The organism is Enterobacter sp. Ag1, assembly GCA_000277545.1.
Taxonomy (GTDB): Bacteria; Pseudomonadota; Gammaproteobacteria; order Enterobacterales; family Enterobacteriaceae; genus Cedecea.
Window position 1 is genome coordinate 347,045 of the sequence record AKXM01000004.1, and the last position, 17,018, is coordinate 364,062.

A 17,018-nucleotide genomic window follows, 5' to 3' on the forward strand; every position below is an offset into this window, starting at 1 on the left:
CTGCATGAACGATCACAAGCCCGGTATATGCCGGGCTTTTTACACAATAAACAAATTCGTTTTTTCGGATATGAAAGTTGACTTTAACGCCGTGAGCTTTACTATGGCAGCGTCTATTCAAGAGATCTCACCATGACTGCCCTGACGCCTTTACAGCTTTTTAAACATTTGTCGGAAGAAACCCGGCTGGCTATCACTCTGCTGCTAAGAGCGAAAAGCGAGCTTTGCGTCTGCGAACTAACTGCTGTGCTGGACCTGCCGCAGCCTAAGGTCTCCCGGCATTTGGCGATGCTGCGCGAGGGTGGTTTGCTGCAGGACAGAAGAGAGGGGAAATGGGTTTATTATCGCCTTTCACCCCACATGCCCGCGTGGGCGGCGGCGGTCATTGAGCAGGCCTGGCAAAGCCAGGGCCATGAAGTGCTAGAGCGTTTGAAACGCATCGAGGCGAGTGGGGCTATGGCGCTTTGCCAGTAAAAAAAATTTAACTAAATATATTCGTTTTATCACATATGATGGCTTGGTTTTACTGAAGCGGGAGTGAGCATGTTTTTAGCAGGAACGCTATTTCTTCATGGCAATCAGCGCCCGTGAACTGCTGCGCAAAAACGTTGAGCCTTATGAAGTTTTAGGGCTGGAGAAAGGGCAATTCAGCGAGGAGCAACTCATTGAGTTGATGGTGCAGTACCCGCTGCTAATTAACCGCCCGATTATGGTGACTGAGCGGGGGACGAGACTTTGCCGCCCTTCGGAACGCGTGCTGGATATCCTGCCTGAAGCGCAGCAGGGCGCGTTCAGTAAAGAGGACGGCGAGCCGGTTGTGGATGAGCAGGGCCAGCGCTTGAAACCGTAAAACCCGCTTGAAACCCTGAGAGGAAGGGGTCAGAATACTTCGCAAGGTGATGGCGTTCCACCTTCCCCAACCGCCTCGTTCAGAGGCTGATGACGCCTGGTATGACTCTTTTAATCCAAGAGGCATGTCAGGCTGGTCAACGTTTACCCACCGGCTCTGAATGCTTCCCTTAACGGGGCTCGAGCCATGATACATGTTATTGGTCACCTTCATCCCGACAGCGATGCCGTTTGCAGCGCCGTGATGGTTGCTCGCTGGTTAACGCTGCGGGGCCGCACGGCACAGGCGTGGCGCTGCGGCGAGGTTAACCGTGAAACTGAACTAATTTTCTCCCGTGCCGCTCTTCCTCTGCCCGGGCTTCTCTCGTCTTCTCTGAGCAACAAAGACATCTGGCTGGTGGATTTTAACGAGCCGGGGCAAGGGCCAGACTCGCTTATCACCGGCAATATTGTTGGGATCATCGATCATCACCGTTTGGGCGGGCTGATTACCCGGTTGCCGCCGGAGGTGTGCATCAAACCCGTAGGCAGCACGGCCACGGTGATCTGGCAGCTTATGGACGCCCGACTTCGGGCCGGGATCTCTGCCAGCGAGGCTATTTTGCTCCTGGGCGCGCTGCTCAGTGACACCGTCGCGCTGCGTTCGCCCACGACCACACCTGAGGATAGGCTGGCGGCGGATGAGCTGGCCGGGCGCATCGGTATCGATTATGAAGAGTTTATTGCCGACCTGCTCACGGCTAAGACCTCTGTGGCCGGGCTGAGCGCGAGGGAGCTGCTGCACAAAGATCTCAAGCGTTTTGACATCAACGGTGTTCGGCTAAAAATTGCGCAGCTGGAACTCTACTCTCTAACGCAACTTGCTCCTCAACTGGATGCTCTGCTGGAAGAAATGAATCTGCATGCGGCCGACGCCGATGTCGATCTTGTCGTGTTGATGGTGACCGATATTAATGCTTGTGCATCTGAACTCTATTTCTCCACCTCTTCATTGATGCCTGGGGCGCAGCCCTGCGTGATGCCGGGCATGATGAGTCGCAAAAAACAGCTTCTCCCCTGGCTGCAAAGCCAGCTCAATCCCGCAAGGAGCCCGCTATGAACCTCTACTCCCACGTTCTCGTACTTATTCAGGGCAAGACCGACGGACAGGTGCTGATTCAACATGCCGCTCGCCTTGCCGGGGCGCTGCCCGTCCAAATCACCCTCGTCCACATCAGCGAAGACTACCGGGAGATGAATTACGTCTCCGATGCGCGAATGGATGACAACGTTTCTGCCGACCTGATTCAGGCGAAAGCGTTGTTTAGCGAGCTGGTGCGCTCGGTCAACGTGCCGGTAAAAACGCGGGAGCTGGTGACGTTGAACCGATTTGAAGACGTTGAAAAATGCATTTCTTCACTGGATGTGGACCTGGTGCTGGCCGGGCACCGCAACCGCTGGCTGGGGCAGATTGCTTCTGACTCGATGGAATACGTTAATCATCTGAATGTTGACGTGCTGATTAAACATATCGATGGCAAACAATGAGGTAATCACCATGAATTTTACGCTGGATAAAATAGTTGCTCGTGAAATTTTGGATTCTCGTGGGAACCCAACCGTTGAAGTTGATGCTTATACCACAGAGGGGGTTATGGCCCGGGCCTCGGTTCCGTCCGGTGCCAGCACGGGTTCAAGGGAGGCCATAGAGCGACGGGATGGCGATAAACAGCGCTACAACGGTAAGGGGGTGCAGAACGCAGTGCATTCGATCAATACCGAGATTCATCAGGCACTTGTGGGCGTTGATGCCCGTGAACAGCGGCGGGTGGATGATATTCTGCTGGCGCTGGACGGCACGGAAAACAAGGCACGGTTGGGGTCTAACGCCATTCTCGGTGTTTCTTTGGCCGTCGCGCGGCTTGCTGCTCAGGTAGCCGGCCAGCCGCTGTTTCGCTATCTCGGTGGGCTGAGGGCGAACCTGCTGCCGGTTCCCTGCATGAATATTGTTAACGGCGGGGTGCATGCCCGGGGGCAGGGAGCGGATTTTCAGGAGTTTATGATTGCGCCACATGGTGCGGCCAGCCTGACCGAAGCCGTGCGCCAGGGGAGCGAAGTCTACCAGGCGCTTCGCCAGATCCTGCTGGATAACAATCTTTCTACAGCCGTGGGTGATGAAGGCGGATTTGCCCCGGTGGTGTCCTCTAATAAACAACCTTTGCAGTTTATCGTGCAGGCGATTGAGAAAGCGGGCTACCGGCCAGGGGAAGATATCAGCATCTGTATCGATCCCGCTTCCAGCGAATTCTATACCGAGGGTAAATACCACCTAAGAACGGAAAAAAGCACGCTTAGCGCCGAAGAGATGACGGGCTATTATGCCGATCTGCTGGGCCAGTTTCCTATTGTGCTGCTTGAAGATGGGCTGGCCGAGAATGACTGGGCAGGCTGGAAGCACCTGAACCAAAAATTGGGCAACAGGGTCGAGCTGGTGGGCGACGATCTCTTCGTGACTAACGTGAAATACATCCGACGTGGCATAGAAGAGAACCTGGCTAACGCGGCGCTGATCAAGCTGAACCAGATAGGCACCCTGAGCGAAACCTTCGACGCGGTGGCACTTTGCCAGCAGCACGGCTGGGGAACGTTTATTTCGCACCGCAGCGGTGAAACGACGGACAGCTTTATTGCGGACATGACGGTTGCCCTGCGTGCGGGACACCTGAAAACCGGCGCGCCTTGTCGGGGCGAAAGGGTAGAAAAATATAATCAGTTGATGCGAATTGAACAGGCGCTAGGCGCAGATGCACATTTTGCCGGACGTAGCGCTTTTATTCATAAAAGCTAAAAGCAAAGTTCTTATTTAACAACACCGTATCGTTTAGATCTTTTTGAGGGAAATATGGTTAAACCACTGTTTGCAGTTATTGTTGGCGGCTCGGCTGGGTGTGTTATTCGCTGGCTCCTTGCGTTACGTCTGAATGGCCTTTTCCCTCATTTGCCCCTCGGTACGCTGGCGGTCAACCTGTTGGCCGGGTTGATTATCGGTGGCGCAATGGCTTTCTTTCTGCGTCAGCCGCAGCTCGATCCCGGCTGGAAGTTGTTGATTACCACCGGCCTGTGCGGCGGCATGAGTACTTTTTCAACGTTCTCTGTTGAGCTGTTTTCGCTGCTGCAGGGGGGGAATTATGCCTGGGCGATGGCGTCCGTTTTCGCTCACGTACTGGGTTCACTGTTAATGACCGCGGTCGGTTTCTTTGTCATAAATGCAGTGATGTAATAGGGCTGTGCAACCGGCGGGCCTGAGTTTGGCTCGCCTTTTTTATTCTTAGAGAACAACAGCGAAAGGCGTTTTATAAGAGTATTAGCCCGAGTGCCAGGAATAGGGAGGCGGGGGAAGGATGACCGCACAAGCGCGTTCTCACTGACGTGAGTCGAACCTTAATCGAAGCGTCTCGTCCTTCCCCAACGGGAATCTGGATGATTGTGCGAGTTCTGAAGTTGGGATTTATTCAGGAAGATGGTGGCGGGGGAAGGATTCGAACCTTCGAAGTCGATGACGGCAGATTTACAGTCTGCTCCCTTTGGCCGCTCGGGAACCCCGCCAGGGGTTAATGCTTTGAATTTTGAGATGGTGGTGGGGGAAGGATTCGAACCTTCGAAGTCGATGACGGCAGATTTACAGTCTGCTCCCTTTGGCCGCTCGGGAACCCCACCACGGGGTAATGCTTGTTACTGGCCTGCTTCGCTGTGGAAGCGGGGCGCATCATATCAAATGAAGCGCCGCTGTAAAGCATTCACTTGAGGAAAATGAATCGTTTGCCGTTTTTTTACGCTGAGCGCCGCAAAGCTAACCAATTCATTTTCTGAGTGATTAGAGAATAATCGTACGGTTGCCGTAAACGAAGACTCGCTGGGCCAGCACTTCGTAGAGCGCCCGGCTTAGCACATTTTTCTCTACGTCACGCCCGGCACGCATCATATCGTCGGCGGTGTAGGTGTGATCGACGTGGATCACGTCCTGCATGATGATCGGGCCTTCGTCCAGATTATCATTAACATAATGCGCGGTGGCGCCGATAATCTTCACGCCGCGTTCGTAGGCCTGGTGGTAAGGGCGTGCGCCGATAAACGCCGGCAGGAACGAGTGGTGGATGTTGATTATCTGGTTCGGGAAGCGGGCGACAAACTCAGGCGTCAATACGCGCATGTATTTGGCCAGCACGACGTAGTCTGGTTTATGTGCTTCGATAGCATCGGCCATTTGCATGTCGTGCTCTTCGCGCGTCATCCCTTCGTGGCTGACTAACTGGAACGGAATGTCGAAACGCTCCACTAAGGTACGTAGGGTTTCGTGATTGCCGATGACGGCAGCGATTTCTACGTCCAGGCCGCCATAGGTGGATTTCATCAGCAAATCGCCGAGGCAATGGGCTTCTTTGGTGACCAGAATAACAATGCGACGGCGGCCCGCAGGCGTCAATTCACGAATTGAGCCCTCCGGCAGCGCGCTGTCCAGGTCGGCCATCAGCGTGGTGTCGTTAAAAATGCCTTCAAGCTCGGTACGCATAAAGAAGCGGCCGGTACGATGATCGACAAATTCGTTGTTCTGAACAATATTGAGTTCGTGTTTGTAGCAAATGTTAGTGATTCGCGCGATGAGACCCTTCTGATCGGGGCAGATTGTGCGGAGAACTTTACGTTGTAATGCCTGCATGAAGAGATAAATCCTGTTGAACGGTGTTTGCGAAACAATAATGCTGTTATGCGGCGAAGGCTATCATCCGCAGCATTTTTTATATTTTTTTCCAGAACCGCAAGGGCAGGGGTCATTACGACCGAACTGCGAGCGGAGGCCGTCGATATAGTACCATTGACCGCTTTCCCTGACGAAACGAGAGCGTTCGAGTATCGCGCTTTGCTTGCCGTTTTCCTGAAAACGGGCCACAAAGCTGACAAATCCTTCGTTGACATCTTTGCCTTCGGCTTCTTCATATATCGTCAGGCCGAGCCATTCCGTGTCGCCGAAGCCGCTGGATATTTCTGATTTTAACGACGGACGGCGGCAGCTCTCATGCCAGCTTGCAACAAGATAATCCGCATCCTGCTTCACAAAAGCGGTGTAACGAGAGCGCATAAGCTGTGACGGGCGTTGCGGATGCTGGGCCGCGCTTAGGTAAGGCTGGCAACATAAGCTATACTCCAAACCGCTGCCACAGGGACAAAGTTGCAACATAATATCTCCAGGAAAAATAAACGACGCCAATAATACGACGGCAGCACTTATGTTAACTGAGCGGTGGCGTTGGCGTCACGGAGTGATTACCGGGGAAGATTGACCGAGGCGTGATGAGACAGGTAAAGATCGGCCTGGCATTAGGGTCGGGTGCGGCCAAAGGATGGGCGCACATTGGCGTTATCAATGCGTTAAAAAAAGCAGGGATTCAGATTGATATCGTGGCAGGGTGTTCCGTCGGCGCGCTGGTCGGTGCCGCCTATGCCAGCCAGCGGTTGCCGGTGATGGAGCGATGGGTGCGATCATTCAGCTACTGGGATGTCCTGCGTCTGATGGATCTTTCCTGGCGTCGCGGCGGGCTGCTCCGCGGTGAACGCGTGTTTAACAATATTCGCAAAATCATTCCAGAAACCGCTATTGAGGGCTGTGGCATGAGATTTGGTGCCGTGGCCACCAACCTGAGTACCGGGCGAGAGCTGTGGTTTACCGACGGCGACCTCCATCAGGCTATTCGCGCTTCCTGCAGCATGCCGGGGCTGCTGTCTCCCGTTGCACACAACGGCTACTGGCTGGTGGATGGCGCAATTGTCAATCCGGTGCCGATCTCGCTCACTCGTGCGCTGGGGGCGGATATCGTCATTGCGGTCGACTTGCAGCACGATGCGCACCTGATGCAGCAGGATCTGCTGTCGGTGAATATGACGCCTGCCGGGGAGGAGAATCTGGCGCAGCCTGCGTCCTGGCGCAGTCGTTTACGGGAGCGTTTGGGAAAAATGACCCACCGCCGGGCCACTGTTACGCCGACGGCGATGGAAATTATGACGACCTCGATTCAGGTGCTGGAAAACCGCCTCAAGCGTAACCGCATGGCGGGCGATCCTCCCGATATTCTTCTGCAGCCCTTTTGCCCGCAAATTTCCACCCTCGACTTTCATCGTGCGTCCGAAGCTATCGCGGCAGGCTACCTTGCGGTTGAGAAAAAAATGGATGAGCTACTGCCGCTGGTTCGTACTCATGATTAAGTTAATACTTAACCCGTTTCTGACAGGCGCTCGTTGCGATACCGTGCCACTATTGAAATATTGCCAGGCAGAGGAAAGCGCATGAGTTACCCGCTGGAAGGAAAGCAGATCCTCATTGTTGAAGACGAGCCCGTTTTCCGCTCTCTGCTGGACAGCTATTTGACGTCGCTTGGCGCGGGCACGCTGCTTGCCTGGGACGGCATGGATGCGCTTGAGAAGCTGGGGCAATTTACGCCGGATCTGCTGATTTGTGACCTGGCGATGCCACGAATGAATGGTCTTGAACTGGTGGAGCATATCCGTAACGAAGGTAATCAAACGCCCATTTTAGTTATTTCAGCGACGGAAAATATGTCTGACATAGCCCAGGCTTTACGGCTCGGTGTGCAGGATGTGTTGCTGAAACCCATTAAAGATCTTAATCGATTAAAAGAGACCGTATTGTCCTGTATCTACCCCACAATGTTTAATTCCCGGGTAGAAGAGGAGGAGCGGCTGTTTCAGGATTGGGATGCGCTGGCACGGGATCCTCAGGCTGCATCCAAGCTGCTGCAAGAACTGCAGCCGCCGGTCCAGCAGGTTATGTCGCGCTGCCGAATAAATTATCGCCAGTTAATTGCCGTCGATCAGCCTGGTCTGGTGCTCGATATTGCGCCACTTTCAGATAATGATCTGGCTTTTTATTGTTTAGACGTTACCCGTGCTGGCGATAACGGTGTATTAGCCGCGCTGTTGCTCAGAGCGTTATTCAACGGATTATTACAGGAACAACTTTCGCATCAGGGCCAGCGTTTACCTGAACTGGGTAATTTACTAAAACAGGTCAATCAACTATTGCGTCAGGCAAACCTGAACGGACAATTTCCGCTCATTGTGGGTTATTATCACAGCGGATTAAAAAACCTCATTCTGGTCTCCGCCGGGCTTAATGCCACATTAAATACCGGCGAGCACCAAATCCAGGTCAGCAACGGCGTGCCGTTGGGGACGCTGGGCAATGCCTACCTCAATCAAATCAGCCAGCGGTGCGAAGCCTGGCAATGCCAGGTGTGGGGCTCCGGTGGGCGTTTACGGCTGATGTTGTCTGCAGAATAAACAACGGAACAACTGATTACATTTAGCTTTTTTCCTGGAACTCGGGCGGTGGTAATATCGCGACCAACCTAATCGTATTTGTCTTAAATTAGCCGCTGCCGGAGTAAACGGGGGGCGGTTTTCGTTTTTAAGCTGATATACTCAACCGCGTTTTTAAATTGACGACAAGTGTGAAACTTGAACAGTCCTGGAGGTTTTTTCAATGGCTGCCATTAATTCTAAAGTAAGAAAAGCTGTTATCCCGGTTGCGGGGTTGGGAACGCGTATGTTGCCGGCAACAAAGGCAATTCCAAAAGAGATGCTGCCGCTGGTTGATAAACCGCTGATTCAGTATGTCGTTAATGAGTGTATCGCTGCCGGTATTACCGAGATTGTGCTGGTTACCCACTCTTCTAAAAATTCCATCGAGAACCACTTCGACACCAGTTTTGAACTGGAAGCCATGCTTGAGAAGCGCGTTAAGCGTCAGCTTCTGGAAGAAGTGCAGTCTATTTGCCCGCCGCACGTCACCATTATGCAGGTGCGTCAGGGGCTGGCGAAAGGGCTGGGCCACGCCGTGATGTGCGCGCATCCTGTCGTCGGTGATGAGCCGGTTGCGGTGATCCTGCCGGACGTGATTCTGGATGAGTTCGAATCCGACCTTTCTCAGGACAACTTGGCCGAAATGATCCGCCGCTTTGACGAAACCGGACACAGCCAAATCATGGTTGAACCTGTTGCGGATGTAACCGCTTATGGCGTGGTTGACTGCAAAGGCGCTGCGCTTTCTGCGGGCGACAGCGTGCCAATGGTCGGGATTGTTGAGAAACCTAAAGCTGACGTTGCGCCATCCAATCTGGCCGTTGTCGGACGCTATGTGCTGAGCGCGGATATCTGGCCGCTGCTGGCGAAAACCCCTCCAGGTGCCGGGGATGAAATTCAGCTCACCGATTCTATCGCCATGCTGATGGAAAAAGAGACCGTTGAAGCCTACCACATGAAAGGCGTGAGCCACGACTGCGGCAACAAGCTGGGCTATATGCAGGCGTTTGTTGAGTACGGTATTCGTCATAACACGCTGGGTGCAGACTTTAAAACCTGGCTTGAAGCCACCGTTGGCGCGAAGAAATAAGTTAATTCAACGCAGGATGGTAAGATGAAAGTTACCGTATTTGGTATTGGCTACGTTGGTTTAGTCCAGGCCGCTGTGCTCGCTGATGTTGGGCATGACGTCATGTGCATCGACGTAGACGCAAAGAAAGTGGAAAACCTGAAAAAAGGTGAAATCCCTATCTTTGAGCCAGGCCTTGCGCCGTTGGTGAAGAAAAATTATGAAGAAGGGCGCCTGCAGTTCAGCACCAATGCTGAAGAGGGCGTCAACCATGGCGAAATGCACTATATCGCCGTGGGGACTCCGCCGGATGAAGACGGTTCCGCTGACCTGAAATACGTGACTTCCGTTGCGCGTACCATTGCGCAGTACATGGATTCACATAAAGTCGTCATCGACAAGTCAACGGTACCCGTTGGCACGGCAGATAAAGTCCGTGCGGTGATGGAAGAAACCCTGAAATCTCGCGGTCTGGAGATTAACTTTGATGTGGTTTCTAACCCCGAGTTCCTGAAAGAAGGTGCCGCGGTTACCGACTGCATGCGCCCTGAGCGTATCGTCATCGGGACGGATAACGAAGAGGTTATTGACCTGCTTCGTGAGCTGTACGAGCCGTTCAACCGTAATCACGATCGCATGATTCTGATGGATATCCGCAGCGCCGAGCTGACTAAATACGCCGCTAACTGCATGCTGGCGACCAAAATCAGCTTCATGAACGAGATTGCTAACCTGGCCGAACGTCTCGGGGCTGACATCGAGAAAGTGCGAATGGGTATCGGGTCTGATTCCCGGATTGGCTACAGTTTCATCTATCCAGGCTGCGGCTACGGTGGCTCCTGCTTCCCGAAAGATGTTCAGGCGCTGATTCGCACCGCAGAGCAGATTGGCTACACGCCAAAAATTCTGCAGGCGGTCGAAGAGGTTAACTATGCTCAGAAGCAAAAACTGCCTGAATTCGTGACCCGCCACTTTGGCCAGGATCTGAAAGGCAAAACCTTTGCGCTTTGGGGACTGTCTTTCAAGCCTAATACAGACGATATGCGTGAAGCCTCCAGTCGGGTGCTGATTGAGGCACTGTGGAAACGAGGCGCAGAGATTCAGGCTTTCGATCCAGAAGCCATGGATGAAACTCAGCGTATTTACGGCCACCGCAGTGATTTAAGGCTGATGGGAACCAAAGAAGCGGCCCTGCAGGGCGCTGATGCGCTTGTGGTTTGTACCGAGTGGCAGAGCTTTAAGGCTCCGGATTTCGATCTGATGAAGAAATCCCTGAAGCAGCCGGTCATCTTCGATGGTCGTAATCTGTATGATCCAGAAAGACTGAATAAGCGTGGTTTTGTTTATTACGCAATCGGCCGCGGTGCTTCCATTAATATTGTTTAAATAACGCCCGTCTGTTGTTATTTATCGTGACCGGCACGACAGCGCACCAGAGAGCCTGTACGCTGCCGGTCACGTTCTCCTTCTTCGCACCACCCTAAGATTTTAAATCCCCGCTATTAGGCTCCTACAGGGCTTTTCAGCCGTGTTCCTGCAATATTCTGCCGTGCTCGACGGACAAAACCTTTATAGGGGTTAAGGTAAAGGGTTGTGTTCGTTATTTGAACATTAGGGTGCATCTGAAGCAGAAAGATAAGCGAGCGACTAAACGCTGATAACAATGGGCCGTGTAAATATGAGCGATAAAAGTGGCAGTAATATACTTCACGGCGCGTATGTGGGGCGAACCAGTCTCGGCGTCAGCGAGATAAATGCAACGTATGGGATACTCAATAATCTCTCGGCATGAGATCTTCAGGCAGGATTCCCCACTTTGTTCAGGCAAGGATTCAACTCTATGTAGTAACGCCACATTTTTAGTTGATAACGCTTATGGAGTATATCAACCGAGAAATGGATTACCTTAACGCCAGATAAATCTGCGTCAGGCTTAACCTGATGATTAGCGGGAGAAATTAACTGTACTAAAGGACAGGTATTGTATCTAAAGATATTAAATACGATTCATTAATAAAGAAACGTAAGCTGTTATAGGATTGTTTTACTAAAGTGGTTCATGCCGGGGGCATTAAAATGAAGTGCGTCACAAATAAAAAATCCCGCCGGAGCGGGATCTTAATAAGCAGCACTGAGGGGATTACAGCAGGAAGTCTTCCAGTTTCTTACCTTGCTCATCCATTGCTTTCTTGATAACTGCTGGCGTACGGCCCTGGCCAGTCCAGGTTTTAGTTTCGCCGTTTTCGTCGATGTACTGGTATTTAGCAGGACGCGCAGCGCGCTTCGCTTTACCTGCAGATTTAACAGCAGCAATGCTGTTCAGCAGTTCGTTAGGGTCGATGCCGTCAGCAATCAGCATTTCACGGTATTGCTGCAGTTTACGAGTGCGCTCTTCAACTTCAGCCGCCGCCGCGTTTTCTTCTTCACGACGTTCGTTAACGACAACTTCTAATTTCTCCAGCATCTCTTCCAGAGTTTCCAGGGTGCATTCTCTTGCCTGGGCACGAAGAGTACGGATGTTGTTCAGAATTTTAAGTGCTTCGCTCATTGTAGTAATCTCAAACTTATTATTGGGGGGTGACGTTTGAGCTAATAATAGAGCGTTATATTAGGTTCTGCAATAGCCGTGAATGTAAGTAATTCAAAATTTGCTGATATATAAGTGGCAGTTTAAATACTGTTAACTTAATTCCTGGCCGCTAAACCACGTGAAATGGCACTTCAAGACTCAATTTTTAGACAACAACCCTGCCATCAAAAGGGTTTGTCATGATGAGGGAAAGATAAAAATTTCGCATTAATCATCAAATATCAAGCGCGGGTATTTAGGCATAGGATGGATAGCGGTCGTTTACAATTTATAATAATTGAGCAGGTGAAGCATTTCATTAGAGGCGATATCCCGTCTGGATCGGCGATCCGTCATAGCCGTTTCATGTATCCGGCATACCGCTATTACTCAATGTATAAGCGTGATTTATTAATATATCGGATACAATTAACCTTGATGTTTAGCGAGGTAATCCGCCATCCACCGCACGTTACAGTGTGGTACAATCCGCCGAAACATAATTTACACTTTTGATTCAGGCAACGGGTGCAATGGCTCAACTCTATTTTTACTACTCAGCAATGAATGCGGGAAAATCGACGGCGCTACTTCAGTCATCCTGGAATTACCAGGAAAGAGGGATGCGTACGCTGGTCTACACCGCCGAAATTGATAATCGCTTTGGTGTGGGTAAGGTCAGTTCGCGTATTGGTCTGTCTTCCCCGGCCCGGCTTTATAATCCGACAACGGACCTGCTGGCCGACATCCGCGCCGAACAGAAATCTGCCCCGATACACTGCGTTCTGGTGGACGAGAGCCAATTTTTATCTAAAGAGCAGGTTTATGCTTTATCTGATGTTGTCGATGAGCTGGATATTCCTGTTTTATGCTACGGGCTGCGAACGGATTTTCGCGGGGAGTTATTCAGCGGAAGTCAGTACCTGTTGGCGCTGTCAGACAAATTGGTTGAGCTGAAAACGATTTGTTTCTGTGGCCGTAAAGCCAGTATGGTACTGCGTCTCGATCAGGAAGGTCGGCCTTATAATGAGGGTGAACAGGTGGTGATAGGCGGGAATGAGCGCTATGTTTCGGTCTGCCGTAAGCATTACAAAGAAGCCTTGCTTAAAGGCTCTCTACAGGCCATTCAGGGCAACTGATTCACCGACCATAACTTCCTGTAACGTTTCTACATTAAACATGCTGTGCAGGCCTGAGTGACGTATTCAGACATAAAAAAACCCGCCAAAAGGCGGGTTTTGCATTTTAAGGGCTACCGATTAAGCCGTTTTCTTGGCTTTTTTGTCAGCTTTTGCCGCTGGTGCCGCTTCTTTAGCCGCAGCACCTTCAACAAACGGACGGCCGTAGTAGGTATCCAGCAGAATCTGTTTCAGTTCAGAAATCAGCGGATAGCGTGGGTTAGCGCCGGTGCACTGGTCATCAAAGGCATCTTCGGACAGTTTATCCACGTGGGCCAGGAAGTCTGCTTCCTGCACGCCTGCTTCGCGGATGGACTTAGGAATACCCAGTTCAGCTTTGATTGATTCCAGCCATGCCAGCAGTTTCTCAATCTTAGCCGCGGTACGGTCGCCCGCTGCGGTCAGACCCAGGTGGTCGGCGATTTCAGCGTAGCGGCGACGAGCCTGTGGGCGGTCGTACTGGCTGAAAGCCGTCTGCTTGGTTGGGTTGTCGTTCGCGTTATAGCGAATAACGTTGGAGATAAGCAGGGCGTTCGCCAGACCGTGAGGAATGTGGAACTGAGAACCCAGTTTGTGAGCCATGGAGTGGCACACGCCCAGGAAGGCGTTAGCAAACGCGATACCGGCGATAGTCGCTGCGTTGTGAACACGTTCACGTGCAACCGGATTTTTAGACCCTTCATTATAGGAAGCTGGCAGGTTTTCTTTCAGCAGTTTGAGTGCCTGCAGAGCCTGGCCGTCAGAGAATTCGCTTGCCAGGACGGAAACGTAAGCTTCTAGCGCGTGGGTCACGGCATCCAGACCACCAAAGGCGCAGAGCGACTTAGGCATATCCATCACCAGGTTAGCATCAACAATTGCCATGTCCGGGGTCAGCGCGTAGTCAGCCAGCGGGTATTTCTGGCCGGTTGCATCGTCGGTAACAACCGCAAACGGTGTAACTTCAGAACCGGTACCGGACGTGGTAGTGACCGCAATCATCTTCGCTTTCACGCCCATTTTCGGGAACTTGTAGATACGTTTACGGATATCCATAAAGCGCAGCGCCAGTTCTTCGAAGTGGGTTTCTGGGTGTTCGTACATGACCCACATGATTTTGGCTGCATCCATTGGGGAGCCGCCGCCCAGCGCAATGATCACGTCTGGTTTGAAGGAGTTTGCCAGTTCAGCACCCTTGCGAACAACGGTTAGCGTAGGGTCAGCTTCAACTTCGAAGAAGACTTCGGTTTCTACGCCAGCGGCTTTCAGCACGGAGGTGATCTGATCGGCATAGCCATTATTGAACAGGAAACGGTCGGTCACAATCAGCGCACGTTTGTGGCCATCAGTAATCACTTCATCCAGCGCAATTGGCAGAGAGCCACGGCGGAAGTAGATAGATTTCGGAAGTTTATGCCACAGCATGTTCTCAGCTCGCTTAGCAACGGTTTTCTTGTTGATCAGGTGCTTAGGACCCACGTTTTCGGAGATGGAGTTACCGCCCCATGAACCACAACCCAGCGTCAGAGACGGCGCAAGTTTGAAGTTATACAGGTCACCGATACCCCCCTGAGAAGCCGGAGTGTTAATCAGGATACGTGCGGTCTTCATTTTATCGCCGAAGAACTTAACGCGCGCAGGCTGGTTGTCCTGGTCGGTATAAAGGCAAGAGGTATGGCCGATACCGCCCATCTCAACCAGTTTCTCCGCTTTTACTACCGCGTCTTCAAAGTTTTTAGCGCGATACATGGCAAGAGTAGGGGACAGTTTTTCATGAGCAAACGGCTCGGACTCATCGACTGCAGACACTTCACCGATCAGGATTTTGGTGTCTGCTGGTACGGTGAAGCCTGCAAGTTCTGCAATTTTGGCTGCCGGCTGGCCCACAATCGCGGCGTTAAGCGCGCCATTCTTCAGGATGATGTCCTGAACGGCTTTCAGCTCTTTGCCCTGCAGCAGGTAACCGCCGTGGCTGGCGAAACGTTCGCGAACGGCGTTGTATACAGAATCAACAACGATGACGGACTGTTCAGACGCACAGATAACGCCGTTGTCGAAGGTTTTTGACATCAAAATAGACGCGACAGCACGTTTAACGTCGGCAGTTTCGTCTACCACTACAGGTGTGTTACCTGCGCCTACGCCGATAGCCGGTTTACCGGAGCTGTAAGCCGCTTTAACCATGCCAGGGCCACCGGTCGCCAGAATCATGTTGATGTCCGGGTGGTGCATCAGGGCGTTAGACAGCTCGACGGAAGGTTGATCAATCCAGCCGATCAGATCTTTTGGTGCGCCCGCCGCGATTGCAGCCTGCAGAACAATGTCTGCTGCTTTGTTGGTTGCATCTTTAGCGCGTGGGTGCGGGGAGAAGATGATCGCGTTACGGGTTTTCAGGCTGATCAGCGATTTGAAAATGGCGGTTGAAGTTGGGTTAGTGGTTGGCACGATACCGCAGATGATACCGACAGGTTCGGCAATCGTGATGGTACCGAAGGTGTCGTCTTCAGACAGCACACCGCAGGTTTTCTCATCTTTATAAGCGTTATAGATATATTCAGAAGCGAAGTGGTTTTTAATCACTTTATCTTCGACGATACCCATACCGGATTCAGCGACGGCTAATTTAGCCAGGGGGATTCGAGCGTCGGCAGCGGCCAGGGCGGCAGCACGGAAAATCTTATCGACTTGCTCTTGAGTAAAGTTGGCATATTCACGCTGGGCTTTCTTTACGCGCTCTACGAGGGCGTTCAGTTCCGCGACATTAGTTACAGCCATAATGCTCTCCTGATAATGTTAAACTCTTTTAGTAAATAAGCTGCGCGAGTCGACAGTATAGTCAGCAGCCACCGAATGCGTGTTTAAGACAAAAAACTGTCATAAAAATGACCTGGATTCATGCGCTGATTTACTAAAAGAGCCTCATCTGAATAAGCCGTGTTAGTGGAGAAACCTGCTTTTCAGATGTGTCCAAGAGTACTCACTTCTGAGTAGGTTTTTCGTGATCTAAATCACAACTAATCGATGCTGACACCATTCAGCAGGCGCTATCCAGGTGATTGATAAATCTTTAAAAATTTAGTCACAGCAATGTCAAAACAAAGTATCACAAATTCAACATTCGGGTAACAGTTCGTCATGATGCTAAAATAAGTTGTTGCAGGCATCGATTAAGCAGGGAAATAGCGTAGCGGCAGGGGTGTTTTTCCATTACATTACGCCTGCTTTTGCTTTGTTCATTTGCGGAGTTTTGTGTGGCTCAATCCTTTTTCGACCTGCCAACCTATATTAAGTTTTTTATCGGGATGTTTGCTCTGGTCAACCCGGTAGGGATCATTCCCGTATTTATTAGTATGACCAGTTACCAGAGTGCCGCCGCAAGAAATAAAACCAACCTCACGGCCAACCTCTCGGTGGCGATTATTCTCTGGACCTCACTTTTTTTGGGTGACGGTATTCTGCAAGTTTTTGGTATTTCAATTGATTCATTCCGCATTGCCGGCGGCATTCTTGTGGTGACCATTGCTATGTCAATGATCAGCGGCAAGCTGGGTGAAGATAAACAGAATAAGCAAGAGAAATCGGAGAGCGCGATACGCGAAAGCGTGGGGGTTGTTCCCTTGGCATTGCCGTTGATGGCGGGGCCGGGTGCCATCAGTTCAACGATTGTCTGGGGAAGTCGCTATCACAGCTGGGGGCACCTGCTGGGATTCTCCCTGGCCATTGCGCTGTTTGCATTTTGCTGTTGGCTGCTGTTCCGCATTGCACCGTGGCTGGTGCGCATACTGGGGCAAACCGGGATCAACGTGATTACCCGTATTATGGGCCTGCTTCTGATGTCTCTGGGGATCGAATTTATTGTCACCGGGGTCAGGGCTATCTTCCCGGGCCTGACAAGTTAATTCCGCTGCCGCTTTCAAATGAAAAAGCAGAATCTCTATTCTGCTTTTTTTCTTTCCGTAGAAGAAAATTTTACCTGCCCGCTATCCTCATTATTGCAAAAGTAAATGCGAATCTTTCATAA

Annotated in this window: 15 protein-coding genes, 2 tRNA genes, 1 pseudogene and 1 riboswitch; of the genes and pseudogenes, 12 read left to right on the plus strand and 6 right to left on the minus strand. The window is 51.5% G+C overall.

The annotated features are described in order from the left end of the window. Positions 1-132 precede the first annotated feature (132 nt). The 6 genes and pseudogenes from A936_RS02360 to crcB all read left to right on the plus strand — a co-directional run bounded on the left by A936_RS02360 (position 133) and on the right by crcB (position 4,108). Positions 133-474, plus strand: a complete 342-nt coding sequence (locus A936_RS02360; protein ID WP_008454220.1) for a metalloregulator ArsR/SmtB family transcription factor — start codon at positions 133-135, stop codon at positions 472-474. Between the two features lie 97 nt (positions 475-571). Next, positions 572-850, plus strand: a pseudogene (locus tag A936_RS02365) (ArsC/Spx/MgsR family protein); the annotation flags it as partial. A gap of 36 nt (positions 851-886) precedes the next feature. After that, a riboswitch (Fluoride riboswitch) is annotated at positions 887-956 on the plus strand. Between the two features lie 80 nt (positions 957-1,036). Next, positions 1,037-1,948: a DHH family phosphoesterase gene (locus A936_RS02370; protein WP_008454223.1), complete on the plus strand. Its 912-nt coding sequence runs from the start codon at positions 1,037-1,039 to the stop codon at positions 1,946-1,948. Continuing rightward, entirely contained in the window at positions 1,945-2,376 is a 432-nt protein-coding gene (locus A936_RS02375; protein WP_008454225.1) for a universal stress protein, read from the plus strand. Before A936_RS02370 ends, A936_RS02375 begins: the two co-directional genes overlap by 4 nt. A gap of 10 nt (positions 2,377-2,386) precedes the next feature. After that, positions 2,387-3,676 (plus strand): phosphopyruvate hydratase, encoded by a 1,290-nt coding sequence (eno, locus tag A936_RS02380; protein ID WP_008454226.1) that lies wholly within the window; start codon positions 2,387-2,389, stop codon positions 3,674-3,676. A 54-nt stretch (positions 3,677-3,730) separates the two neighbouring features. Beyond that, positions 3,731-4,108, plus strand: a complete 378-nt coding sequence (gene crcB, locus A936_RS02385) for a fluoride efflux transporter CrcB (RefSeq protein ID WP_008454228.1) — start codon at positions 3,731-3,733, stop codon at positions 4,106-4,108. A gap of 241 nt (positions 4,109-4,349) precedes the next feature. Here the strand turns inward: crcB and A936_RS02390 are convergent. The 4 genes from A936_RS02390 to A936_RS02405 form a co-directional block, all read right to left on the minus strand. Beyond that, positions 4,350-4,434, minus strand: a tRNA-Tyr gene (locus tag A936_RS02390). 26 nt (positions 4,435-4,460) lie between these two features. After that, positions 4,461-4,545 (minus strand) — tRNA-Tyr (locus tag A936_RS02395). 157 nt (positions 4,546-4,702) lie between these two features. Then, on the minus strand, positions 4,703-5,545 hold the full coding sequence (purU, locus tag A936_RS02400; protein ID WP_008454230.1) for a formyltetrahydrofolate deformylase: 843 nt from the start codon (positions 5,543-5,545) through the stop codon (positions 4,703-4,705). A 63-nt stretch (positions 5,546-5,608) separates the two neighbouring features. Next, complete coding sequence (locus A936_RS02405) at positions 5,609-6,064, minus strand: YchJ family protein (protein WP_008454231.1); 456 nt, start codon at positions 6,062-6,064, stop codon at positions 5,609-5,611. A gap of 113 nt (positions 6,065-6,177) precedes the next feature. Between A936_RS02405 and rssA the strand changes: the two genes are divergently transcribed. The 4 genes from rssA (at position 6,178) to A936_RS02425 (ending at position 10,657) form a co-directional block, all read left to right on the plus strand. Beyond that, on the plus strand, positions 6,178-7,086 hold the full coding sequence (gene rssA, locus A936_RS02410; RefSeq protein ID WP_008454233.1) for a patatin-like phospholipase RssA: 909 nt from the start codon (positions 6,178-6,180) through the stop codon (positions 7,084-7,086). A gap of 81 nt (positions 7,087-7,167) precedes the next feature. Beyond that, positions 7,168-8,181, plus strand: a complete 1,014-nt coding sequence (gene rssB, locus A936_RS02415; protein WP_008454235.1) for a two-component system response regulator RssB — start codon at positions 7,168-7,170, stop codon at positions 8,179-8,181. Between the two features lie 202 nt (positions 8,182-8,383). After that, a complete protein-coding gene (galU, locus tag A936_RS02420; RefSeq protein ID WP_008454237.1) occupies positions 8,384-9,292 on the plus strand; it encodes a UTP--glucose-1-phosphate uridylyltransferase GalU in 909 nt (302 codons plus the stop codon). A gap of 24 nt (positions 9,293-9,316) precedes the next feature. Next, a complete protein-coding gene (locus A936_RS02425) occupies positions 9,317-10,657 on the plus strand; it encodes a UDP-glucose dehydrogenase family protein (RefSeq protein WP_008454239.1) in 1,341 nt (446 codons plus the stop codon). Between the two features lie 754 nt (positions 10,658-11,411). Here the strand turns inward: A936_RS02425 and hns are convergent. Beyond that, the gene (hns, locus tag A936_RS02430; protein ID WP_008454242.1) at positions 11,412-11,819 is read right to left on the minus strand and encodes a histone-like nucleoid-structuring protein H-NS; all 408 of its coding nucleotides are present in this window, start codon (positions 11,817-11,819) and stop codon (positions 11,412-11,414) included. 554 nt (positions 11,820-12,373) lie between these two features. Between hns and tdk the strand changes: the two genes are divergently transcribed. Continuing rightward, positions 12,374-12,979 (plus strand): thymidine kinase, encoded by a 606-nt coding sequence (tdk, locus tag A936_RS02435; RefSeq protein WP_008454243.1) that lies wholly within the window; start codon positions 12,374-12,376, stop codon positions 12,977-12,979. Positions 12,980-13,099: 120 nt separating this feature from the next. Here tdk and adhE read toward each other — a convergent pair whose 3' ends face one another. Beyond that, positions 13,100-15,772, minus strand: a complete 2,673-nt coding sequence (gene adhE, locus A936_RS02440) for a bifunctional acetaldehyde-CoA/alcohol dehydrogenase (RefSeq protein WP_008454246.1) — start codon at positions 15,770-15,772, stop codon at positions 13,100-13,102. Between the two features lie 476 nt (positions 15,773-16,248). On the opposite strand from adhE, the gene A936_RS02445 reads away from it, so the two are divergent. Then, complete coding sequence (locus A936_RS02445) at positions 16,249-16,896, plus strand: YchE family NAAT transporter (protein WP_008454247.1); 648 nt, start codon at positions 16,249-16,251, stop codon at positions 16,894-16,896. Positions 16,897-17,018 lie beyond the last annotated feature (122 nt).